Origin of the sequence: Ancylobacter sp. (assembly GCF_965249975.1) — a bacterium.
GTDB lineage: Bacteria > Pseudomonadota > Alphaproteobacteria > Rhizobiales > Xanthobacteraceae > Ancylobacter.
In genome coordinates this window covers 387,091-409,887 of the sequence record NZ_CBDFNE010000004.1, presented here as the reverse complement: position 1 = coordinate 409,887, position 22,797 = coordinate 387,091, and the positions used below count along the sequence as shown (strand labels likewise).

Genomic DNA, 22,797 nt, shown 5'->3' with positions numbered 1-22,797 from the left:
CCCTCACCCCACCCCTCTCCCCGCCGGGGAGAGGGAGCCCGTCCATCTTCCGAATACCCTAGGAGCGGTCCATGCCCCGTTTTGCCGCCAATCTCACCATGCTGTTCAACGAGGTGCCCTTCCTCGATCGTTTCGAGAAGGCCGCCGCCGCCGGCTTCACCGGCGTTGAGTACCTGTTCCCCTATGACTTCCCGGTCGAGGAACTGGTCGCCAAGCTCAAGGCCAACAATCTCAGCCAAGTGCTGCACAATCTCCCCGCCGGCAATTGGGGCGCGGGTGAGCGCGGCATCGCCATCCTGCCCGAGCGCGTGGACGAGTTCCGCGCCGGCGTCGACAAGGCGATCTCCTACGCCACGGCGCTCGGCTGCCCGCAGGTCAATATCCTCGCCGGCATCGCCCCCGCGGGCGCCGATCGCGAGCTGCTGCACAATACCTTCGTCAACAATCTGAAGTTCGCCGCGCCGAAGATCAAGGAAGCCGGTCTCAAGCTGCTGATCGAGCCGATCAACACCCGAGACATTCCCGGCTTCTTCCTGAACTACACCAAGCAGGCGAAGGCGATCATCGAAGAGGTCGGTTCCGACAACCTCTTCATCCAGTACGACATCTACCACATGCAGATCATGGAAGGGGATCTCGCCCGCACCATCGAGGCGAACCTGTCCCAGATCGCGCATATCCAGCTTGCCGACAATCCCGGCCGCAACGAGCCCGGCACCGGCGAGATCAACTACCCCTTCCTGTTCGGCCATCTCGACGCCATCGGCTACGAGGGCTGGGTCGGCTGCGAATACAAGCCGAAGGGCGAAACGGCCGCCGGCCTCGGCTGGCTGAAGGAACTCACCGGCGCGGCGTGAGGCTGCGTCGGTCAAGAAACGAAACGTCTGGGAAAACGAGGATAAGACGATGGCGAATGTTGGATTTGTCGGTCTCGGCATCATGGGCGCGCCCATGGCCGGTCATCTCATCGACGCCGGCCACACGCTCTATCTCTACGACGTCAAGCCGGTTCCGGCCGAGCTGACCGGCAAGGGCGGCGTGGCCTGCGCCAGCGGCACCGAAGTCGCCAAGAACGCCGACATCATCATCACCATGGTGCCGGACACCCCGCATGTGAACGCCGCCCTGTTCGGCGAGAACGGCATCGCCGCCGGCCTCACCCCGGGCAAGATCGTGGTCGACATGTCCTCGATCGCGCCGGTGGAGACCAAGGAGTTCGCCAAGAAGATCAACGAACTCGGCTGCGACTATCTCGACGCCCCGGTCTCGGGCGGCGAGGTCGGCGCCAAGGCGGCCTCGCTCACCATCATGGTCGGCGGCCCCGAGGGCGCATTCGAGACGGTGAAGCCGCTCTTCGAGAAGATGGGCAAGAACATCACCCTCGTCGGCGGCAATGGCGACGGCCAGACCACCAAGGTGGCGAACCAGATCATCGTCGCGCTGAACATCCTCGCCGTCGGCGAGGCGCTGCTCTTCGCCTCCAAGGCGGGTGCAGACCCGGCCAAGGTGCGCCAGGCGCTGATGGGCGGCTTCGCCAATTCGCGCATTCTGGAAGTCCATGGCGAGCGCATGATCAAGCGCACCTTCAATCCGGGCTTCCGCATCGAGCTGCACCAGAAGGACCTGAACCTCGCCCTCAACGGCGCGCGTCAGATGCAGATGGCCCTGCCCTCCACCGCGCTGGCGCAGCAGCTGTTCAGCACCTGCGCCGCCAATGGCGGCTCGGCTTGGGACCACTCGGCCCTCGTCAAGGCGCTGGAACTGATGGCCAATCACACCGTCGCGCCGGACGCCTGAGCGCATCTGCATTCATAATTCAGAACGACCTTCGGGGGCGCTTGGCGCCCCCGAACTGTTTCTGACGAGAAAAGTAAGCACTGCTGTCCCGCCAGTGAAATCCGACGCCCCGCGACGTCTTTTGCGTATTCATTCAGACAATTGTTCTGGCCTATACACCGTGGACAAGCCGGTCCTTCGCGAAGTAACTTAAGCGACACGTCGCAAACACGCCCCGCTGGGATAAGCGAAGCGGCTAAACATGCGCGACGTTTTATCACGCCCGTGCCTTCGCTCTTGACTAGGGGCTCATTGCACCTAATCATGGCATACAAAATACCAAACAAGTCCGGGCGCCGCGGGGGCAGCCTGGACATAGGAGGGAGTCCCATGAAGGTCTGCATCTATGGTGCCGGCGCGATCGGCGGTTATGTTGGCGTCCAGCTCAAGCGGGCGGGCGTCGATGTCAGCCTCGTTGCCCGTGGCGCCCATCTCGAGGCCATGAAGAAGAACGGCCTCAAGCTGCTCATCGACGGCGAAGAGCGTGTCGAGCACATTCCCTGCTCCGACAACCCGGCCGAACTCGGCCCGCAGGACTATGTGATCGTCGCGCTCAAGGCCCATTCGGTGCCGGGCGTCGTCGACGCCATGCAGCCGCTGCTCGGCAACGACACCGCCGTGGTCACCGCCGTCAACGGCGTGCCCTACTGGTACTACTACAAGCATGGCGATCAGCTGGAGAACAAGACGCTGGAAAGCGTCGATCCCGGCGGCAAGCAGTGGAACGGCCTGCGCCCGGAGCGCGCCATTGGCTGCATCGTCTATCCCGCGACCGAAGTGGTCGAGCCGGGCGTCATCAAGCACGTCTATGGCGACAAGTTCCCGCTGGGCGAGCCCTCCGGCGAGATCACCGACCGCGCCACCAAGCTCTCGGAAGCCTTCGCCGCCGGCGGCATGCGCGCGCCGGTTCTGCCCAACATCCGCGACGAGCTGTGGCTGAAGCTGTGGGGAAATCTCTGCTTCAACCCGATCAGCGCCCTCACCCACGCGACGCTGGACGTGATCGCCTCCGATCCCGGCACCCGCGCGGTCGCCAAGGCGATGATGCTGGAAGCGCAGGAAATCGCCGTCCAGTCGGGCGTCAATTTCCGCGTCGGCGTCGAGCGCCGCATTGACGGCGCGGGCGCCGTCGGCGCGCACAAGACCTCCATGCTGCAGGATCTCGAACGCTCCCGCGCCATGGAAATCGACGCGCTCGTCACCGTCGTCCAGGAAATGGGCCGCCTCGCCGGCATCCCGACCCCGACCATCGACGTTGTGCTCTCGCTGGTTCGCCAGCGCGCGCAGATCGCCGGCTGCTACAACTGAGTTCGGCGAGACAATGACACATTGGGTTCGTTACCAGCGCTCGGGCGCTGCCGGCTTCGGCACGCTCGAGGGCGACACCATCGCGGTTCACAGCGGCGACATGTTCGCTGGCGCCACGCCGACCGGAGAGCGCATCGCGCTCTCCGAGGTCGAGCTCCTCGCCCCGACGGAGCCGACCAAGGTCATCGCGCTGTGGAACAATTTCCACGCCCTCGCGGCCAAGATCAATTCGCCGGTTCCGGCCGATCCGCTTTATCTGCTCAAAGCCGGTTCCTGCCTCACCAGCCCCGGGGCCACCGTGCACCGGCCGGCCTCCTATGACGGCAAGGTCGTCTATGAGGGCGAGCTCGGCATCGTCATCGGCAAGAAGGCCACCGCCGTCTCCGAAGAAGAGGCCGACGGCTACATCTTCGGCTATACCTGCGTGAACGACATCACCGCGGCCGACATCATCAACAAGGACGCCACCTTCGCCCAATGGGTGCGGGCCAAGAGCTTCGACGGCTTCGGCCCGTTCGGGCCGGTGGTGGCGACCGATGTCGATCCCGCCAGCCTCGTCGTGCGCACGGTGCTCAATGGCGACGAGCGCCAGAACTACCCGATCAGCGACATGGTCTTTTCGGCCCGCCAGCTGGTGAGCCGCATTTCGCACGACATGACACTGAACCCCGGCGACATCATCTGCTGCGGCACGTCGGTCGGCGTCGGTGTGATGAAGGCCCCGAGCAACACGGTGGAAATCGTGATCGAGGGCATCGGGACGCTGAGCAACACCTTCGTGCAGTAGCGGCATAGGGTGTCTGCGTTTCGGCGCAGTAGCGTCTTGGCGCGTGTGCGCCTATAGGGAAATAGGATACGCCAATCGACGGGAGGGCCGGGGCGGCTCTCCCGACCCGCCGGTTGTGGAGGAGCGGAATTAATGAACATCCATGAGTATCAGGCCAAGGGAGTGCTCCGCGAATACGGGGTACCGGTGCCGAATGGCGTTGCCATTCTCGACGCCGCCGAGGCGGAAGCCGCCGCGGCCAAGGTCGCCGGCCCCGTCTGGGTGGTGAAGAGCCAGATCCACGCCGGCGGGCGCGGCAAGGGCAAGTTCAAGGAAGCCGATGCGGGCGAGAAGGGCGGCGTGCGCGTCGTCAAATCCGCCGCCGAAGCGGCCGCCAATGCCAAGCAGATCCTCGGCAAGACGCTGGTGACGATCCAGACCGGCCCGGCCGGCAAGCAGGTCAACCGCGTCTATATCGAGGAAGGCTCCGACATCGACAAGGAGTTCTACCTCTCCGCCCTCGTCGACCGCGCCACCTCGCGCATCGCCTTCGTCGTGTCCACCGAAGGCGGCATGGACATCGAGGAAGTCGCCCACTCCACCCCTGAGAAGATCCACACCTTCTCCGTCGACCCCGCCACCGGCGTGATGCCCCATCACGGGCGCACCGTCGCGCAGGCGCTCGGCCTCACCGGCGATCTCGCCAAGCAGGCCGGCGACCTCGTCGCCAAGCTCTATGCCGCCTTCGTCGGCAAGGACATGGCGATGCTCGAGATCAACCCGCTGGTCGTCACCAAGGACGGCAAGCTGAAGTGCCTCGACGCCAAGATCTCGTTCGACTCCAACTCGCTCTACCGCCACGCCGATGTGGTGGCGCTGCGCGACGAGACCGAGGAAGACGCCAAGGAAATCGAGGCCTCGAAGTACGATCTAGCCTATATCGCGCTCGACGGCACGATCGGCTGCATGGTCAACGGCGCGGGCCTTGCCATGGCGACGCTCGACATCATCAAGCTCTATGGCGAAAGCCCGGCCAACTTCCTCGATGTCGGCGGCGGCGCTACGGAAGAGAAGGTGACGGCGGCGTTCAAGATCATCACCTCCGATCCGAGCGTGAAGGGCATCCTCGTCAACATCTTCGGCGGCATCATGAAGTGCGATGTCATCGCGCGCGGCGTCATCGCCGCGGTGAAGGCGGTCGGGCTCAAGGTTCCGCTGGTGGTGCGCCTTGAGGGCACCAATGTCGAGGAAGGCAAGCAGATCATCCGTGACAGCGGCCTGAACGTCATCCCCGCCGACGATCTCGACGATGCCGCGCAGAAGATCGTCAAGGCCGTGAAGGAGACTGTGTGATGTCGGTCCTCATCAACAAGAACACCAAGATCATCACCCAGGGCTTCACCGGCAAGAACGGCACCTTCCACTCCGAGCAGGCGCTGGCCTATGGCTCGCAGGTGGTCGGCGGCACCTCGCCGGGCAAGGGCGGCTCCACCCATCTCGGCCTGCCGGTGTTCGACACCGTCGCCGAGGCGCGCGAGAAGACCGGCGCCGACGCCTCGGTCATCTATGTGCCGCCTCCGGGCGCGGCCGATGCCATCTGCGAGGCGATCGCGGCGGAAATCCCGCTCATCGTCTGCATCACCGAGGGCATTCCGGTGCTCGACATGGTGAAGGTGCGCCGCGCGCTGGACGGTTCCAAGTCCCGCCTCGTCGGCCCCAACTGCCCCGGCATCGTCACCGCCGGCGGGTGCAAGATCGGCATCATGCCGGCCAACATCTTCAAGAAGGGTTCGGTCGGCGTCGTCTCGCGCTCGGGCACGCTGACCTATGAGGCGGTGTTCCAGACCTCGCAGGAAGGCCTCGGCCAGACCACCGCCGTCGGCATTGGCGGCGACCCGGTGAAGGGCACCGAGTTCATCGACGTGCTGGAGCTGTTCCTGGCCGACGACGCTACCGAATCCATCGTCATGATCGGCGAGATCGGCGGCTCGGCGGAGGAAGAAGCGGCGCAGTTCCTCAAGGACGAAGCCAAGCGCGGCCGCAAGAAGCCGATGGTCGGCTTCATCGCCGGCCGCACCGCCCCTCCCGGCCGCCGCATGGGCCATGCCGGCGCCATCATCTCCGGCGGCAAGGGCGGCGCCGAGGACAAGATCGCGGCGATGGAAGAGGCCGGCATCGTGGTCTCCCCCTCCCCCGCGCGGCTCGGCAAGACGCTGGTCGAGGTGCTCAAGGGCCGCGTCGCCGCCTGACCGGCACTCCACTAGGACCTGAAGACGACAAACCCCGCGGCGGCGCCGCGGGGTTTTTTCATGTCACGCCGGGTAGCATTCCGGCGCCATTCCCGCCGTCTCCTCATTGCCGAGCAGCTCGACGATCATGATCGTCATCCACGCATGGCCGAGAATGAGCAGCGGCAGGAGAGGGTAGATCGACTGAAACATGCGCCGACTCCGATCGCGTCTGTGTTGCGACGCACAATACCGAAGACTACCGGTCCGTGGCATACCACATACCAGATACCGCCCTTGCGCCAGACGCATGACATTGACCCACCGGAAACGGCCTCCGGCATCGCCGATGGAAGCGCAACAAAAAAGGGAAGCGCGAGGCTTGCCCCGGCTTCCCCTGGTGTTTCGGCCGCCGAAGGCGGGCGTCGGTTCTAGTTCTAGTTCTGGTTCTGCTGCGCCGGCGGCGTCGCCGGGGCGAGACCCCACGCCGTATAGGCCTGGCGGAACGCCGCCTGCCCGGCCCCGCCCTTGTCGAGCACGAGAATGGCCCGGCGGCCATTCTCGAACACCAGCGGCAGGTCGAGCCAGTTGCGGGTGATGATGAAACCGAGATTGCGCTGCACATCCGTCGGCAGCGAGGACAGGCCGATCAGGAAATAATTCGGCGCCACCCGCACGGCGAGGCCGACCAGCGGCGCCCCCTGCGCCCCTTCCGAGGCCTTGGCGCGCACGCCCGGCACGCTGGAAATGTTGCCGAGATCGAAGCCCGGCGGCAGCTTGAACTGCACCTCGACGATATGCGAGGCCGGGATCGACGGGTCCTGGTTGCGGCGGAAGGTCAGCGTGGCGCTGAAATTGCGCGCCGGAATGGAAATCTCCGCCCGCACGCCGAGATCGGCGGGCTGGCCGGCGCTGGCGCTGGCCTGCTCGGTGCTCCACTCCACTGTGCCGACATATTGCTGCAGCCCCTGCTCGCCGCCGCCGGGGCTTTCCTCGAACAGCACGGCGCGCTGGTCGGTGCTCTGCCCCGCATCGGCGCCGCCCGGCGCCTGCGGCGCGCTGGCCGGCGCGGAGACGGGCTCGCCGCTCGCCTGGGTGATGCGATCCGTGGACTTCGGCGCATCGGCGCGGGCCGGTGTAGCCGGCGCCTGCGTGGAGGGAGCGGACGTGCCGGCGCTGCCACCATGCAGAAGCGCCACGATGGTCGCGCGCTGGGTATAGCCGACGACGCCGCCGGCAATCAGCAGCAGCGCGAAGAGACCGATGGCGATCAGCCGGCTGCGCCCGCCCTTGGCGGCGGGCGCCTCGGCGGCAGGCGGCTCCTCGCCAGCATCCGCCGCGTGAGGCAGCGCTTCGCCACTGGCACGCGCGCCCTCGCGGGCGTTTTCCTGGGCGGCCTCACCGGCCTCGCGTTCGCGCACCAGCCGGGCGGCCTCGCTGCGCCAGTCGGACGGGCGGGCGGCGCCGCGCGGCGGCTCCAGCCCGGCGGCCACGGCTTCCGCTTCGCTGGGGTGAAAGCCGGTGCCGACCTCGGGCGTCCGCTCCGCCGGCCGCTCCGGGCTGCGCCCGCTCCAGCGCGGCGGCGGGGCCGCCTCGGGGAAGGCGGAAGGCGACACCGACGGGGGCGGCGCAGATGGGGTCGCAGATGGCGCCGGCGGATTCGCGGCGGAGAGCGGCGCCCGGGCCACGGGCGGAGGCGCGGGCACGGCGGCCGGCGGGTTCACCGGCGCGGGTGGCGGCGCCGGGGCACGGGGCGGAGCGGCCGGAACCGCTCCGCCGAAATCGGCCTCCACCCGGTCGATCGCCGTCTCCAGCGCCTGCTGCTCGCGGGTGACATCGGCCGGCGAAAGCGGCGGATCGACGGCCGTGAGCTGGGCGAGAAGCGCCCGCCGCGCCCGCTCATAGACAGCCTTGCGCGCCTCCACCGTCTTGTCGGGGAGGCCGCCAACGGCGCGGGCGATGAGCGGGTAGTAGTCGGCCATGGGGGAGGATCAGGTCCGGAGAAAAGGTCTAGGATTCAAACGGGTTCTGCACCAGGATCGTATCATCGCGCTCGGGGCTGGTGGACAGCAAAGCCACCGGGCAGCCGATCAGTTCCTCGATAAGGCGCACATACTTCACCGCCTCGGCCGGCAGGTCGGCCCAGGAACGGGCACCCGCGGTCGATTCGCTCCAGCCCTCGATGGTGACATAGACCGGCTCGACCCGCGCCTGGGCGTCCTGCCCGGCGGGGAAATAGTCGATCTCCTGCCCGTCGAGGCGGTAGCGCGTGCAGATTTTCAGCTCGTCGAAACCGTCCAGCACGTCGAGCTTGGTCAGCGCGATGCCGTTAATGCCGGAGGTGCGCACGGTCTGGCGCACCAGCGTGGCGTCGAACCAGCCGCAGCGGCGCGGACGGCCGGTGACGGTGCCGAACTCATGACCGCGCTCGCCGATGCGGCGGCCGGTGTCGTCGTGCAGTTCGGTCGGGAACGGGCCTTCGCCGACGCGGGTGGTGTAGGCCTTGGTGATGCCGAGCACATAGCCGATGGCGCCCGGTCCGAGGCCGGAGCCCGTCGCCGCCTGCGCCGCCACCGTGTTGGAGGAGGTCACAAAAGGATAGGTGCCGTGGTCGACATCGAGCAGCGCGCCCTGCGCGCCCTCGAACAGGATCTTGGCGCCGCGCCGGCGCTCATCGTCCAGCAACGCCCAGGCGCGGTCCATATAGGGCAGCACCTTGGGGGCGATCTCGGCGAGTTCGGCGGCAAGACGGGCGGCGTCCACTTCCTCGATGCCGAGGCCGCGCCGCAGCGCGTTGTGGTGCGCCAGCAGCCGGTCGATCTTGCCGGCCAGCGTCTCCGGCGAGGCGAGGTCGATCAGGCGGATGGCGCGCCGGCCCACCTTGTCCTCATAGGCCGGGCCAATGCCGCGCTTGGTGGTGCCGATCTTGGTGCCGGCGGAGGCGTTTTCGCGAATCGCGTCCAGCTCGCGGTGCAGCGGCAGGATGAGCGCGACATTCTCCGCCACGCGCAGGCGCTCGGGGGTCACTTCGACGCCCTGGCCGGTGATGCGGGTGATTTCGTCCACCAGCGCCCACGGGTCGAGCACAACGCCATTGCCGATGATCGACAGCCGGGCGCCGCGCACCAGACCGGACGGCAGCAGCGACAATTTGTAGGTCTTGTCGCCAACGACGAGCGTATGCCCGGCATTGTGGCCGCCCTGGAAGCGGACGACCACGTCCGCCTGCTCGCTCAGCCAATCGACAATTTTACCCTTACCCTCGTCGCCCCATTGGGAACCGACGACGACCACATTCGCCACGAGCCACGCTCCTGCATTGCGAGGCGGGGTGCGGCGGCGTGCCGTGCCCGCGCACAGACAAAGCCCCGGCGAACGTCCGACCGGGGCTGCTTCGTCTTAAGGGATGACACCGGGAGAGGCAAGAACGCGGGCCATGCCGTTGACGCGATGCACAAGCCGCCGGCCCTGGCGGCAATGGCAGGTCGGTATTGCAACGCCGCAATCAACCCGCCATTGCGGCACGATCGGTATTGCACGACCTTAGTGGCAAGAGATGAATGCTCCCCCGAGGAACCGCCATGAACACGCTTTCCGCCGCCCCGTCGCCCGCCGCCGCTTCCGCCCTGCCCGCCGCCCTGCGCCTTGGCGCGGTGCGCCTGCGCGTGCGTGACGCGGCGCGCTCGGCCGCCTTCTACACCGGCACGGTGGGGCTCGCGCTGCTCGGCAAGGGCGAGGATGGCAGCCTGCGCCTGGGCGTTGGCCATGAGACGCTGATCGAGCTGGTCGGCGCGCCCGATGCCCATGCGCGCCCGGCCGGCACCACCGGCCTGTTCCATGTCGCCCTGCTGGTCCCGGATCGGCCCGCCCTCGCCGTGGTGCTGCGCCGGCTGGTGGCGCAGGGCGTGCGGCTCGGCGCCTCCGACCATCTGGTCAGCGAGGCGCTCTATCTCGACGACCCCGACGGCAACGGCATCGAAATCTATCGCGACCGGCCGGAAAGCGACTGGCGCTGGGACAGGGCGACGATCGAGATGGCGACGCATCCGCTCGACCTGCGCAACCTGCTCGCCGATGTGCCCGAAGGCGTGCCGCTCGATGCCCCGATGCCCGAGGGCACGCGCGTCGGCCATGTGCATCTTCAGGTCGGCGAGCTGGCGCGCGCCCGGCATTTCTATGTCGATGGGCTCGGCTTCGCGATCACGACGGAGCGCTATCCCGGCGCGCTGTTCGTCAGCGCCGGCGGCTATCACCACCATCTCGGCCTGAACATCTGGCACAGCCGCAATAGCGGCGCGGCCCCCGCCAACAGCGTTGGCCTCGTCGAGTATGAGGTCGTGCTGCCCGACGCCGCCGCCGTGGACGCGGTGCGCGCACGCCTGACGGCGGCGGGCGAGGCGGTGACGGCGCGCCCGCACGGCTTTGCCGTCACCGACCCCTGGGGCACGCGGGCCGTGATCCGCCCCGCCGGGTGAGCCCTGCCCGCCGCGCGACGCATCGCCGGCGCGCGGCGATAGATCAGAAGATTTCATGCTGGCGCCTCCCGCCCGGCGGCGCCAGCACGGGGGAAATGCGCTAAAGCCTCGGCGGGCCACCCGTTCGCACCCGGGCCCGCTGATGTTCCGCCGCCTGTTCGACGCGCCCTATCTGCTGCTCACGCTCGTCCCGCTGTTCTGGGCGGGCAATATCGTGATGGGACGGCATGTCGCCGGCCATGTGCCGCCGGCGAGCCTCGCCTGGCTGCGCTGGGCGCTGGCGGTGCTGATTCTGCTGCCCTTCGCCTGGCGCTCGATGCGGGCGGACTGGCCGCTGCTGCGCCGGCACTGGAAGCTGGTCGGCCTGCTCGCGCTCACCGGCATCACCCTGTTCAACACCATGCAGTACCACGCGCTGGAATTCACCCCGGCGCTGAACGCCTTGCTGCTGCAATCGACCGGGCCGCTGCTCATCGCCTTCTGGTCTTTGCTGCTCAATGGCGAGCGGCTGTCGCGCGGGCAGGCGGCGGGCATCTTCCTGTCGCTGATGGGCGTGCTCACCATCATCTGCCGGGGCGATCCGCATGTGCTGATGAACATCGCCTTCAACCGGGGCGATCTGTGGCTGATCGCGGCGATGGTGCTTTATGGGCTCTATTCGTCGTTGCTGGCGCGTCGGCCGGCCTTTTCCGCGCTCGGCTTTCTCGGGATCAGCCTCAGCCTCGGCCTCCTTATGCTCACGCCGCTTTTTCTGGCGGAGCGGATCATGGGCCCGCCGCTGACCTTCGACGCCAAGACGCTGACTGCCATCCTCTATGTCGCGCTGTTTCCCTCGCTGCTGGCCTATCTGTTCTTCAACCGCGCGGTTCAGTTGGTGGGGCCGAACCGCGCCGCGCCGTTCTTCCACCTCATGCCGGTGTTCGGCTCGGCGCTGGCCATCGTCTTTCTCGGCGAGCGACCGCATCTCTACCATGCCGCCGGCTATGCGCTGGTGCTGTCCGGCGTCGTCATCGCCACCCGATGGGCGCCGAAGACCGGCCGGCCGCCCGCCTCAGCCGAGCTCGAAACTGGTGACGCCATAGACCGGCTCCAGCGTCGCCGGCCGGAGTGAGCCGCGGTACATCCGCGCCGTCTCGAACACGGGGTTGAGCCCGTGCCGCCGGGCGAGCGCCAGCGCCGGCGCGTTCGGTTCCGGCACGTCGAGCACGATGGAATCGCTCCCCGCCGCCGCCCGCAGCGCGCGAAACAGGCTGTCCGCCACCTCCGCGTCCTCGGCAACCAGCGGCCCGATCTTCCACCCCGTCCGCGCCGGACGCACCACGCCCCAGCCGGCAAGGCGGCCCTCGCGCAGCACCGCCCGCCCTTCATGGCCCGGTGCGGCAATCCACGCCTTGAGAAAGGCGGCACGGGAGGCGGGGAACACCCGGGCATCGCTGGCCGCGACCGCCTCGAACGACACCTGCGCGAGAGGCACCGTCTCTCCCGTCTCTCCCGTCTCTCCCGTCTCGCCCGCCTCCGGCGCACCCGTGAAGCGGATGTTGCGATGGGCGAAGGCGAAGCCCTGGCTGGCGTAATTCGCCTGCTGCGCCACCACCCCGTCGAGGCCGATGGTGCGCGCCCCGGCATGGGCGAGGCCCGCCTGCCAGAGGCGCAAGCCGATACCCCGCCCGCGCAGGTCCGGCCGCACGATGTAGAAGCCGAGAAAGGCGAAGCGCGGATCGTAATTCACCACCGAGATCACCGCCGCCGGGGCGCCATCCAGTTCGGCGACGAGAAAGCCGGCGGGATCGACCGTGGCGAAGCAGGCGGCGTCGCTGAGGCCGGGGTTCCAGCCTTCCGCCGCCGCCCATTCCACCGCCAGCCCGATTTCCGCCGTGTTAAGCGCGCGAATGCTAGGTTCCGCCGGCATTCACTCTTCCTCCTCCGCCGCCTCCGGGAGACGACAATGATCATCAAGGAAATCGGCATCGGCATCGCCTTGATGATGCTTGTGATGCTGGTTCATCTGATGGCGACTTATGTCCTGCTCGACTGGGCGGACGCCTATGACAACATGTTCAAGCGTCATCCCCGGCTACGGCTGCTCGCGGCGCTTACCGTCGCCAATATCGTGCTGCTGGTCGCCCATCTCGTCGAGGTCGGCCTCTGGGCCGTCGTCTATGCCATGCAGGGCATCGTCGAGGATCACAACGACGCCTATTACTCCGCCTTCGTCAATTACACCGCGCTGGGCTTCGGCCAGTCGACGCAGGACGCCGGCACCCGGCTGATCGACCCGATGACGGCGGGCAGCGGCATCATGATGTTCGGCTGGAGCACGGCGCTGCTCTTCCTTGTCATCCAGCAGCATCTGCAGGAGGTGCGCCGTCCCCCGCGCCGACGGGCGCCGCGCCATGACGAGGAGGCTCATGAGGACGCTCACCCGGTCGATGAGCACGACGCGACCGGCGCCGCCCCCTCGCCCAGGGTCACATCATAGAGGTCGGCGCTGTTGCCCTTGGTCCACCAGATATATTTGCCGCCGGCATAGCGCGCGCCGGAGGCGGCGATCACATTGGCCGCCACCACGAATTCGCCCTTGAAGGTGAGGCTGGCCAGCGCCACCGGCGGCGCGTTGACATACTGCGCCGCCACGCGGCCGAAGGCGCCGCAATCATAAGCGACGCGGAGCGTTTCGGCCTTCGCGCCCTTCGGCAGCGGAAGGACGATCTGGTCCGCCAGCGCGGCGCAGGGCAGCGCGGTGAGAACGAAAGCGACGACGGAAGCACTCCGCAGTGTCATGGCCTTACTCCGGCTTCGGGGACGGCTTGTGATGGGCGTGCCAGTGCCGGGCGATGTCGATCCGGCGCGGCACCCACACCCGGTCATGGCGGGCGATGTGGTCAAGGAAGCGCTGCAGGGCGAGGAACCGCCCCGGCCGGCCGGCAAGCCGGCAATGCAGGCCGACGCTCATCATCTTCGGCGCTTCCGCCCCTTCGGTATAGAGCACGTCGAAACTGTCGCGCAGAAAGGCGAAGAACGGCTCGCCATGGTCGAAGCCGGCGGGAATGGCGAAGCGCATGTCATTGGCGTCGAGCGTATAGGGAATGGAGAGGTGCGGGCCGCGCGGCCCCTCGACCCAGAACGGCAGTTCGTCGGAATAGATGTCGGAATCATAGAGAAAGCCGCCCTCCTCCATGACGATGCGGCGCGTATGCTCGGAGGTGCGGCCGGTGTACCAGCCGAGCGGGCGCTCGCCGGTGATTTCCGTGTGCAGCCGCAGCGCGGTGTCGAAATCCGCCTTCTCCGCCGCATAGGAATGGTTGCGGTAGTCGATCCATTTCAGCCCGTGGCTGGCGATCTCCCATTCCGCCTCCTTCATCGCCGCGACCGCGTCCGGGTTGCGCGCCAGCGCGGTCGTCACCCCATAGACGGTGACCGGCAGGCCGCGCGCGGTGAACAGCCGCCAGAGCCGCCAGAAGCCGGCGCGCGCGCCATATTCGTAGATCGACTCCATGTTCATGTGCCGCTGCCCGGGCCAGGGCTGGGCGCCGACGATCTCGGAGAGAAAGGCCTCGGAAGCGGCGTCGCCATGCAGGATGCAGTTCTCGCCGCCCTCCTCGTAATTGATGACGAACTGCACCGCGATCCGCGCCCCACCCGGCCATTTCGGGTCCGGCGGGGTGCGGCCATAGCCGATGAGATCGCGGGGATAGGCGGAATCGATGTTGAACATGCGGGCGCGTCCGAGGGCGGCGAAGGGCGGTGCTCAGGCTAGCCGGTTCAAAGCCAGGGCGGAACCGGCCCTGTCCACGCCGCAGCGCACAAATCTTGGCCGCGCCTCTCGACAAGCCGGCGCCCGGCGGTCTTCATGTCGCAACGCATTCCCCGCAACTCTTGCGCAAGGTATCCGATGTCGCTTCCCGACCCCAGCCTCCTGCTTGCCCGCGCTCCCGTCGTTCCCGTCGTCACCGTGCCGAGCGTCGCCGCGGGCGTGAAGCTCGCGCGGGCGCTGGCCGAGGGCGGGCTGCCGCTGATCGAGGTGACGCTGCGCACCCCGGCGGCGCTGGAAGCCATCGCCGCCATCGCGGCCGAGGTGCCGGACGCCATTGTCGGCGCCGGCACGGTGACGCGGCCGGATCTCATCCAGAAATCCATCGACGCCGGCGCGCGCTTCCTCGTCAGCCCCGGCTGCCCCACCGCTCTCGCCGAGGCGCTGGCCGAAGCGCCGGTGCCGGTCATGCCCGGCTGCGCCACCGCCACCGAGGCGATGACCCTGCACGCGCTGGGCTTTCCCGTGCTCAAGCTGTTCCCGGCAGAAGCGGTGGGCGGGGTCAACCTCATCAAGTCGCTGGCCGGCCCGCTGCCGGACCTGCGCTTCTGCCCGACGGGCGGCATCAGCCCGGCCAATGTCGGCGCCTATCTCGCCCAGCCCAACATTCTCGCCGTCGGCGGCTCCTGGGTGGCGCCGAACGAGGCGGTGACGATGGGCGACTGGGAGCAGATCGTCGCGCTCGCCAAAGCCGCCGCCAAACTGCACCGCGCCGCCTTCCCGATGTGAGCGGCATGCGTTCATGAAAAAGGCCCCCGGATCGCTCCGGGGGCCTTTTTGTTGAGGGGCGCCGCTCAGAACGCCAGCGGCTTGGCCTGCTTCACCGAGGGGAGCTGCTGCACCTTGGCCAGCAGCTCGGCCGGCACCGTGCCATCCACTTCCACCAGCGCGATGGCGTCGCCGCCCTGCCGGTCGCGGCCGAGCGCGAAGGTGGCGATGTTGATGCCGGCATCGCCCAACAGGCCGGCGAAGCGGCCGACAAAGCCCGGCTTGTCCTCATTGGTAACGTAGAGCATGGAGGGCGCGAACTCGGCGTCCACCTTGATGCCCTTGATGTCGACGATGCGCGGGCGCCCGTCGGCGAACACCGTGCCGGAGATGGAACGCTCCATCTTGTCGGTGATGACGGTGAGCGTGATCAGGCTCTCATAATCGCCGGCGATCTCGCGGGTGGTCTCTTCCACCACGATGCCGCGCTCCTTGGCGATGCTCGGCGCGGAAACGACGTTGATGTCGGCCAGCGCCGGGCGCAGCAGGCCGGCCACCGCCGCCGAGGTCAGCGCCTTGATCTTCAGGCTCGCCACCGCGCCGTCATAGGTGATGCGCACGGTCTGGATGTCGGTGTCGGTCAGCTGGCCGGCGAAGGAGCCGAGCTTTTCGGCGAGTTCGATGAAGGGCTTCAGCTTCGGGGCTTCTTCCGCCGTGATCGAGGGGAAGTTCACCGCGTTGGAGATGGCACCGCGCAGCAGATAGTCGCTCATCTGCTCGGCCACCTGCAGGGCGACATTCTCCTGCGCCTCGGTGGTGGAGGCGCCGAGATGCGGGGTGCAGATCACATTGGGCAGGCCGAAAAGCGGGTTCTCGGTCGCCGGCTCGGTGATGAACACGTCGAAGGCCGCGCCGGCGACATGGCCGCTCTTCAGCGCTTCTGCCAGCGCCGCCTCGTCGACCAGCCCGCCGCGCGCGCAATTGACGATGCGCACGCCCTTCTTGGTCTTGGCGATCGCCTCGGCCGAGAGCACGTTGCGGGTCTTGTCGGTCAGCGGCGTGTGCAGGGTGATGACATCGGCACGGGCGAGCAGGTCGTCCAGCTCCACCTTCTCGACGCCGATATCCTTGGCGCGCTCCGGGGAAAGGAAGGGGTCGAAGGCGACGACCTTCATCTTCAGCCCGATGGCGCGGTCGGCGACGATGGAGCCGATATTGCCGCAGCCGATGATGCCGAGCGTCTTGGCGGTCAGCTCCACGCCCATGAAGCGGTTCTTCTCCCACTTGCCGGCCTGGGTGGAGGCGTCGGCGGCGGGGATTTCGCGGGCCAGCGCGAACATCATGGCGATGGCGTGCTCGGCGGTGGTGATGGAATTGCCGAACGGCGTGTTCATGACGATCACGCCCTTGGCGGTGGCGGCCGGGATGTCGACATTGTCGACGCCGATGCCGGCCCGCCCGACCACCTTCAGCCGCGTGGCGTTGGCGAGGATCTTCGGCGTCACCTTGGTCGCCGAGCGGATGGCGAGGCCGTCATAATTGCCGATGATCTCGGCCAGCTTGTCCTTGTCCTTGCCCAGCGCCGGCTGGAAATCGACCTCGATGCCGCGGTCTTTGAAGATCTGCACGGCGGCGGGGGAGAGCGCATCGGAAATGAGAACGCGGGGAGCCATGGGCTTCATCCTGTTCGGAAAAGGGGAACATCGACCCGCGCGGAGCGGGAGAGACAAGGCTCCCGCCGCTGGCGGGAGGGGACGACGAAGCGTTCGTCGGGCGCACATGCAAGGCGTCGAAGGCGAGACGCGGCCGGGAGAGAAAGCCCTGCGCCTTCGCCGCCTGCGCGGCCCCTTCGCCGTCCCCTTGCGTCAGCGGCGGGGACCGTCGCGAGAGGGGCTCAGGCCGCCTGCTTGAGGCCGGCCTTGGCGCTGGCGAAGGCCCAGTCGAGCCAGGGCAGCAGCGCTTCGAGATCGGACGCCTCGACCGTGGCGCCGGCCCAGATGCGCAGGCCCGCCGGCGCGTCGCGATAGGCGCCGATGTCAAAGGCGACGCCGGCCTTTTCCAGCGCGGCCGCCAGCGCCTTGGCGAAAGCCGCCTGCGCGTCCGGCGCCAGCGCCTTCACCTCGGGGTCGGCGACCACGAGGCACACGCTGGTGTTGGAGCGGGTTTCCGGCACCTTGGCGAGGAAGTCGATCCACGGCGTCTTGGCGACATAGTCGGCAAGCACCTTGAAATTGGCGTCCGAGCGCGACTGCAGGCCCTTGAGCCCGCCCACCGCCTTCGCCCAGTTCAGCGCGTCGATATAGTCCTCGACGCAGAGCATGGACGGGGTGTTGATGGTCTCGCCCTCGAACGTGCCCTCGATGAGCTTGCCGCCCTTGGTGAGGCGGAAGATCTTCGGCAGCGGCCAGGCCGGGACATAGCTTTCCAGCCGCTCGACCGCGCGGGGCGAGAGAATCAGCATGCCGTGCGCGGCTTCGCCGCCCAGCACCTTCTGCCAGCTGTAGGTCACGACATCGAGCTTGGCCCAGTCGAGATTCTGCGCGAAGGCGGCCGAGGTGGCGTCGCAAATGGTCAGGCCCTGCCGGTCGGCGGGGATGAAATCGCCATTCGGCACTCGCACGCCCGAGGTGGTGCCGTTCCAGGTGAACACCACGTCATGGTCGAAATTCACCTGAGCGAGATCGGGCAGTTCGCCATACGGCGCTTTCAGGACGCGGGCGTCCTTGAGCTTGAGCTGCTTGACGACATCCGTCACCCAGCCTTCGCCGAAGCTTTCCCAAGCCAGAAGATCGACCGGGCGGGCGCCGAGCAGCGACCACAGCGCCATCTCGACCGCGCCGGTGTCGGACGCGGGAACGATGCCGATGCGGTAATCGGCGGGAATTTCGAGGACTTCGCGGGTGAGGTCGATGGCGAGCTTCAGCTTCGCCTTGCCGACCTTGGCACGGTGCGAGCGGCCGAGCGGAGCGTCGCTCAAAGCCTCAAGCGTCCAACCGGGACGCTTGGCACAGGGGCCGGAAGAAAAATTGGGATTGGCCGGCTTCACAGCCGGCTGCGCGGTAATCGTCATGATAGCCATCCTTCCAGATGGGTGCCCCTCGGTGGGGAGGGGTAGCCCGAGAAGGGGTCTACTCCCGGCGAGCGCGAAACGCAAGAGCCAAAGAGTCCTGACCATGTCCGCGTCAGCGGAGGCGCGGATCGGCGGCTCGGTGCGGCCTGGGTCGCGCCGGAGACGATTTTCGCCAGCCGCCCGCGCCGGCTCATTTTACCGCAAAACGGTATGGAACTCCGGCGACGGGTTCGTCGTTACCTCGCCATCACACTCTGGACGGGATGGCGATGCTGACGGATCTGGAACAACGAAGCGTGAGTTACTCAACCCGCTGACGATGTCATCGCATCAACGGCAAATAGAAATATTCGCCGACCTGCATTCACGTGCCTTTATACAGAAGCGTGCCTAGACGATGTTCGATATCATTCTGGACTACACATTCTCTATCGCTCTTTTTATCATGGGGGCGATGTATCTGCTCCACTATGCGCTCTGATGTTGCGCGCCCCATCAGGGGACCCAAGCGCCTCTCCCCCGGCGAAGCCGTGCGGCCTGAATTGATCCGGCCGGAAATGCGGCACGCCGCCGCCGCGCCGGCGCATACCGGGCAGCCTGTCCACATTGTGATCGCGATCGCGCCCCGTGCCTTAACGCTGTCTTAACGCGGGGCGACAAGTCTTCTGCGCTGAACCACAGACGAGAGGAGGCTTCCCCCCATGATTGGACGGACCGCCATCGCACTGAGTGTGATGTTCCTTGCCAGCACGGCTGCCATGGCTGCCAAGCCGACAGCAATGGGTGAGTACAAGGACTGGAGCACCTGGCGCTTCAACGTCGATGGCAAGCCGCAATGCTATACCATCAGCACGCCGATCTCGGCCAAGCCGGACCGGCTGACCCATGGCGATGTGACGTTCTTTGTCACCGGCCTGCCCAACACCACGCAGCGCACCGAGGTGAGTTTCCAGACCGGCTACAGCTTCGCCGCCGGCTCACAGGTGGTCGCCAGCATTGGCGACGACAAATTCGTGATGATGACCGAGGGCAGCAGCGCCTGGCTGCGCCGGGCCGAGCGCGAGCCGGCGTTTCTGGAAGCGCTGCGCGGCGGCAGCCAGATGAGCATCAGCGCCACTTCCGCGCGCGGCAATGACACGAGCTATGTGTTCTCGCTCAACGGCGTGACCGCCGCCACCAACCGCATCCTGTCCGGCTGCCGCTGAAAGGCCGCGCCGCCGGCGGGTTGGGCACGGTGCCCGTCCCGCCGGTGCGCGCCCCAGTCGAACGCGCCTCAGTCGAAGAGGTAGCGCAGGCCGAGCCGCACTTCATGCGCCGCCTGGCTGAAATCCGAGAGCCCGCCGCCGAGACCGGCGTTCTCGATGCGGACATAGCGATAGCCGAGATCAAGCTGCCAGTTCGGCGCCAGCGTCACCGTCCCGCCCGCCATCGCCGCCCAGGCGAAGCCCCAGCCCTCGCCGGCCCCGAGGCCGGACAGCGACACATGCGCCGCGCCGAGGCCGGCGCCGACATAGGGCGTCACCCCGTACCAGGTGCCGAGGTCGAGATAGGCATTGGCAAGCAGCGTGGTGGCACTCGCCTCGCCACTGAAGCCGCGAAAGGACACATCCGCCGCGCTGCGATAATCGGCGGTGAGGTCGAGGCGCAGCAGGTCGTTCAGCCGCAGGCCGGCGCCGAGGCCGAACACGCCGGCATTGCCGAGCGGCGCATGGCCGGCAGCGCCGAGATCGGCCGATTCGTTGAAGACGAAGCCGATATCGCCGCGCAGATAGAAGGCGCGCGCCTCCTCGACTTCCGGCGCCCGGGCCAGCAGATCGTCGGCGTCGAGATCGTCGAGCGCATCCGCCGCCCGCGCCGCGCCGCCCGCGAGCAGAACGACACACACCGTCGCGAGCACGCTCCCGCGCACCCCTGCCCCAACCTTCTCACCCGCTTTACGCATGCAACCATCCCAGACGAGCCGGGAGAGTCCCGGCGTTCTTCGACGGCTGCACTGTGCCCGCGAGTGATTAAGAGCGGCTTAACCTTAACGCTTAACCTTGATTACCTCCAGGCGAACCGCAGGTTCTGCCTCCGGCAAGCCCAAAGGGCTTTGCCGCCGCCACCTTGCGTCATCCCGGACGGGCCACCGGCCCGATCCGGGATCGTGCGCCCATTCCCGCACGATCCCGGCTCTTCGCCTCCGGCTGCGGCAGAGCTGACGGCGTTTCGGGCAACCGCCTCACCCCACCCGCGCGGCGCGCGCGCTGGCTTCCAGATGCGGCACCAGCGCCGGATCGAGCTTCAGCGCCGTCGCCAGCCGGGCGAGGAACACGCGCTCGGAGGTGGTGTCGGCGTCGATGGCGAGCAGCGCGGTCATATAGACCTCCGCCGCCTGCTCGGGCGAAGTCGCCTCGGCGGCCAGCGCCTCGGGCGAGGCCGGCGTGCCAAGTTCCTGGGTGAGGAAGCGCTCGGCTTCATCCAGCTGGGCGCCGCCGAGCTTGGCGGAAATCGCCGCGCGCTCGGCCTCGTCGACATGGCCGTCGGCCAGCGAAGCGGCGATCATGGTGCGCAGCAGCGTCACGTCGAAATGGCTGCGCTCGGCCTGCGCGGGATGGAAGGGCGACTGTGCCGGCGGCAGCTGGCTCGGCACCGGTTCGGCCGCCGTCTGCTGCGGCTTCTGGCCCTGCTGGTAGTTCTGGTAGGCCTTGTAGGCGAGCGTGCCGACAAGGGCGAGGCCGCCGAGCTTCACCGCATTGCCGGCCATCTTGCGCCCGCCCTTGCTGCCGAGCACCAGCGACACCAGCGCGCCGGCCGCCGCGCCGGAGGCGAGCGAGCCGCCATTATTCCCGAGATACTCCTTCGCCCGCCCCATCAGGTCGCCAGCGCCGGACGAAGCCGTGCCCGCGCCGGGCGGCTGGGCGTTGGCGCTGCCGGTGACGCCCCCACCGAGGCTGCCGGCGAGGCCGCCGAGCAGCCCGCCCAGCGGGTTCGTCTGGGCGGGCACCTGCCCCTGCGTCCCCGCCTGCGGCGTGAGGAACTGGTCGAGGAGCCGCTTGGCGTCGAAATTGCCGCTGTTGAACATGGTTCATCCCGTGTGTCTGTCTGCGCAGGGAGGTAAGAACCAATCATGGCTTCCGCAAGGAAAGCCGCGCTTTCCCGGTCACCGCCGCGTGATCCGCGCCGCCCGGTACGACAGGGCGCGTGTCGCATCTCATGTCGCATCCGTTCAACGCCAGCGCCGAAACAGTGCTCGCCGTTTTGCGGCCGGCGCGCGAGCATGCGGACAGACGACGAAAGCGGCCCCGCCCCCACGGTTTGGCCGCCTGCGTCTCACTCTTTGCCGCGGAGGCGACCGTGCAGAAATTCTCCGGCTTCGAGCTGTTCCGCCGCGCGCTGGGCGGCCACAAGAGCTGGCAGCCGCAATGGCGCAATCCCGAGCCGAAGGCCGAATACGATGTCGTCATCGTCGGCGCCGGCGGGCATGGCCTGGCGGCGGCTTATTACCTCGCCAAGGAACACGGCATCACCAATGTCGCGGTCATCGAGCGCGGCTGGCTCGGCGGCGGCAATACTGGCCGCAACACCACCATCGTGCGCTCGAACTATCTGTTCGACGAGAGCGCCGCGCTCTACGAGCACGCGGTGAAGCTGTGGGAAGGCCTGTCGCAGGACATCAACTATAACGTCATGTATTCGGCGCGCGGCGTGTTGATGCTGGCGCACAACCACCATGACGAGATCAGCTTCAAGCGCCATGTCCATGCCAACCGGCTGAACGGCGTCGACAATGAATGGCTGACCGCCGAGCAGGTGAAGGAATTCTGCCCGCCGCTCAATATCAAGAGCATGCGCTACCCCATCATCGGCGGCGCGCTGCAGCGGCGTGGCGGCACGGCGCGGCACGACGCCGTGGCCTGGGGCTTCGCCCGCGCGGCGGATTCGCGCGGCGTCGACATCATCCAGAACTGCGAGGTCACCGGCATCCGCCGTGGCCCGTCCGGCGCGGTGGAAGGGGTGGAAACCTCGCGCGGCTTCATCCGGGCGAAAAAGGTCGGCGTCTCCGCCGCCGGCCACACCAGCGTCGTCATGGCGATGGCCGGGCTGCGCATGCCGCTGGAGAGCTTCCCGCTTCAGGCGCTGGTGTCGGAGCCGGTGAAGCCCGCCTTCCCGACCGTTGTGATGAGCAACACCATCCACGCCTATATCTCGCAATCCGACAAGGGCGAGATGGTCATCGGCGCCGGCACGGATGCCTACACCTCCTATTCCCAGCGCGGTGCGCTGCACATCACCGCCCACACGCTCGACGCCATCTGCGAGTTGGTGCCGCAGTTCCGGCGCCTGCGCATGCTGCGCAACTGGGGCGGCATTGTCGATGTGACGCCCGACCGCTCGCCGATCATCGCCAAGACCCCGGTGCCGGGCCTCTATGTGAATTGCGGCTGGGGCACCGGCGGCTTCAAGGCGACGCCGGGCTCCGGCCATGTCTTCGCCCACACCATCGCCAGGGACGCCCCGCACGCCATCAACGCGCCCTTCACGCTGGAGCGCTTCCGCGACGGTTTCCTGATCGACGAAGCGGCCGCCGCCGCCGTCGCGCACTGAGGAGGGCA

Annotated in this window: 22 protein-coding genes; 12 read left to right on the top strand and 10 right to left on the bottom strand. The window is 67.6% G+C overall.

Features of this window, described 5'->3' with window-relative positions:
* Positions 1 to 71: 71 nt before the first annotated feature.
* From otnI to sucD, 6 genes are all read left to right on the top strand, one after another.
* Entirely contained in the window at positions 72 to 857 is a 786-nt protein-coding gene (gene otnI / locus ACP2AH_RS06430) for a 2-oxo-tetronate isomerase (RefSeq protein ID WP_425105043.1), read from the top strand.
* Positions 858 to 906: 49 nt separating this feature from the next.
* On the top strand, positions 907 to 1,797 hold the full coding sequence (gene glxR, locus ACP2AH_RS06425) for a 2-hydroxy-3-oxopropionate reductase (protein ID WP_425105042.1): 891 nt from the start codon (positions 907 to 909) through the stop codon (positions 1,795 to 1,797).
* Positions 1,798 to 2,166: 369 nt separating this feature from the next.
* Positions 2,167 to 3,144, top strand: a complete 978-nt coding sequence (locus ACP2AH_RS06420; RefSeq protein WP_425105041.1) for a 2-dehydropantoate 2-reductase — start codon at positions 2,167 to 2,169, stop codon at positions 3,142 to 3,144.
* Between the two features lie 13 nt (positions 3,145 to 3,157).
* The gene (locus tag ACP2AH_RS06415) at positions 3,158 to 3,931 is read left to right on the top strand and encodes a fumarylacetoacetate hydrolase family protein (protein WP_425105040.1); all 774 of its coding nucleotides are present in this window, start codon (positions 3,158 to 3,160) and stop codon (positions 3,929 to 3,931) included.
* 132 nt (positions 3,932 to 4,063) lie between these two features.
* Positions 4,064 to 5,263, top strand: coding sequence for an ADP-forming succinate--CoA ligase subunit beta (gene sucC / locus ACP2AH_RS06410; protein ID WP_425105039.1), 1,200 nt, complete (start codon positions 4,064 to 4,066; stop codon positions 5,261 to 5,263).
* A complete protein-coding gene (sucD, locus tag ACP2AH_RS06405) occupies positions 5,263 to 6,159 on the top strand; it encodes a succinate--CoA ligase subunit alpha (protein ID WP_425105038.1) in 897 nt (298 codons plus the stop codon). The genes sucC and sucD overlap by 1 nt, the downstream gene beginning before the upstream one ends.
* A 63-nt stretch (positions 6,160 to 6,222) precedes the next feature.
* Here the strand turns inward: sucD and ACP2AH_RS06400 are convergent, their stop codons facing one another.
* The 3 genes from ACP2AH_RS06400 to ACP2AH_RS06390 form a co-directional block, all read right to left on the bottom strand.
* Positions 6,223 to 6,351 (bottom strand): hypothetical protein, encoded by a 129-nt coding sequence (locus ACP2AH_RS06400; protein ID WP_279613807.1) that lies wholly within the window; start codon positions 6,349 to 6,351, stop codon positions 6,223 to 6,225.
* A 224-nt stretch (positions 6,352 to 6,575) separates the two neighbouring features.
* Positions 6,576 to 8,120, bottom strand: coding sequence for a hypothetical protein (locus tag ACP2AH_RS06395; RefSeq protein ID WP_425105037.1), 1,545 nt, complete (start codon positions 8,118 to 8,120; stop codon positions 6,576 to 6,578).
* A 28-nt stretch (positions 8,121 to 8,148) separates the two neighbouring features.
* The gene (locus ACP2AH_RS06390) at positions 8,149 to 9,441 is read right to left on the bottom strand and encodes an adenylosuccinate synthase (protein ID WP_425105036.1); all 1,293 of its coding nucleotides are present in this window, start codon (positions 9,439 to 9,441) and stop codon (positions 8,149 to 8,151) included.
* A gap of 278 nt (positions 9,442 to 9,719) precedes the next feature.
* On the opposite strand from ACP2AH_RS06390, the gene ACP2AH_RS06385 reads away from it, so the two are divergent.
* Entirely contained in the window at positions 9,720 to 10,613 is an 894-nt protein-coding gene (locus ACP2AH_RS06385) for a VOC family protein (protein WP_425105035.1), read from the top strand.
* A gap of 142 nt (positions 10,614 to 10,755) precedes the next feature.
* Entirely contained in the window at positions 10,756 to 11,724 is a 969-nt protein-coding gene (locus tag ACP2AH_RS06380) for a DMT family transporter (RefSeq protein ID WP_425105034.1), read from the top strand.
* Here the strand turns inward: ACP2AH_RS06380 and ACP2AH_RS06375 are convergent.
* Positions 11,665 to 12,522 carry a GNAT family N-acetyltransferase gene (locus ACP2AH_RS06375; protein WP_425105033.1) on the bottom strand — a complete coding sequence of 286 codons (858 nt, stop codon included), beginning with the start codon at positions 12,520 to 12,522 and terminating at the stop codon, positions 11,665 to 11,667. The genes ACP2AH_RS06380 and ACP2AH_RS06375 overlap by 60 nt on opposite strands.
* Before the next feature lie 36 nt (positions 12,523 to 12,558).
* Here ACP2AH_RS06375 and ACP2AH_RS06370 point away from each other — a divergent pair, with 36 nt between their 5' ends.
* Positions 12,559 to 13,092: a two pore domain potassium channel family protein gene (locus ACP2AH_RS06370; protein WP_425105032.1), complete on the top strand. Its 534-nt coding sequence runs from the start codon at positions 12,559 to 12,561 to the stop codon at positions 13,090 to 13,092.
* Here the strand turns inward: ACP2AH_RS06370 and ACP2AH_RS06365 are convergent.
* Both ACP2AH_RS06365 and puuE read right to left on the bottom strand, forming a co-directional pair.
* Positions 13,032 to 13,394: an MliC family protein gene (locus tag ACP2AH_RS06365; protein WP_425105031.1), complete on the bottom strand. Its 363-nt coding sequence runs from the start codon at positions 13,392 to 13,394 to the stop codon at positions 13,032 to 13,034. The genes ACP2AH_RS06370 and ACP2AH_RS06365 overlap by 61 nt on opposite strands.
* A gap of 4 nt (positions 13,395 to 13,398) precedes the next feature.
* A complete protein-coding gene (puuE, locus tag ACP2AH_RS06360) occupies positions 13,399 to 14,328 on the bottom strand; it encodes an allantoinase PuuE (RefSeq protein WP_425105030.1) in 930 nt (309 codons plus the stop codon).
* A gap of 177 nt (positions 14,329 to 14,505) precedes the next feature.
* Here puuE and eda point away from each other — a divergent pair, with 177 nt between their 5' ends.
* On the top strand, positions 14,506 to 15,153 hold the full coding sequence (gene eda, locus ACP2AH_RS06355; RefSeq protein WP_244450731.1) for a bifunctional 4-hydroxy-2-oxoglutarate aldolase/2-dehydro-3-deoxy-phosphogluconate aldolase: 648 nt from the start codon (positions 14,506 to 14,508) through the stop codon (positions 15,151 to 15,153).
* A gap of 65 nt (positions 15,154 to 15,218) precedes the next feature.
* Here the strand turns inward: eda and serA are convergent, their stop codons facing one another.
* Together serA and ACP2AH_RS06345 are read right to left on the bottom strand one after the other, a co-directional pair.
* Positions 15,219 to 16,805: a phosphoglycerate dehydrogenase gene (gene serA, locus ACP2AH_RS06350; protein WP_421699683.1), complete on the bottom strand. Its 1,587-nt coding sequence runs from the start codon at positions 16,803 to 16,805 to the stop codon at positions 15,219 to 15,221.
* Positions 16,806 to 17,026: 221 nt separating this feature from the next.
* Positions 17,027 to 18,202 (bottom strand): phosphoserine transaminase, encoded by a 1,176-nt coding sequence (locus ACP2AH_RS06345; RefSeq protein WP_425105029.1) that lies wholly within the window; start codon positions 18,200 to 18,202, stop codon positions 17,027 to 17,029.
* 701 nt (positions 18,203 to 18,903) lie between these two features.
* On the opposite strand from ACP2AH_RS06345, the gene ACP2AH_RS06340 reads away from it, so the two are divergent.
* Positions 18,904 to 19,407: an invasion associated locus B family protein gene (locus ACP2AH_RS06340; RefSeq protein WP_425105028.1), complete on the top strand. Its 504-nt coding sequence runs from the start codon at positions 18,904 to 18,906 to the stop codon at positions 19,405 to 19,407.
* 68 nt (positions 19,408 to 19,475) lie between these two features.
* On the opposite strand, the gene ACP2AH_RS06335 is transcribed toward ACP2AH_RS06340, so the two are convergent.
* Entirely contained in the window at positions 19,476 to 20,144 is a 669-nt protein-coding gene (locus ACP2AH_RS06335; protein ID WP_425105027.1) for an outer membrane protein, read from the bottom strand.
* 279 nt (positions 20,145 to 20,423) lie between these two features.
* The gene (locus tag ACP2AH_RS06330; RefSeq protein WP_425105026.1) at positions 20,424 to 21,266 is read right to left on the bottom strand and encodes a tellurite resistance TerB family protein; all 843 of its coding nucleotides are present in this window, start codon (positions 21,264 to 21,266) and stop codon (positions 20,424 to 20,426) included.
* Between the two features lie 272 nt (positions 21,267 to 21,538).
* On the opposite strand from ACP2AH_RS06330, the gene ACP2AH_RS06325 reads away from it, so the two are divergent.
* Positions 21,539 to 22,789, top strand: a complete 1,251-nt coding sequence (locus ACP2AH_RS06325) for a sarcosine oxidase subunit beta family protein (RefSeq protein ID WP_425105025.1) — start codon at positions 21,539 to 21,541, stop codon at positions 22,787 to 22,789.
* Positions 22,790 to 22,797 lie beyond the last annotated feature (8 nt).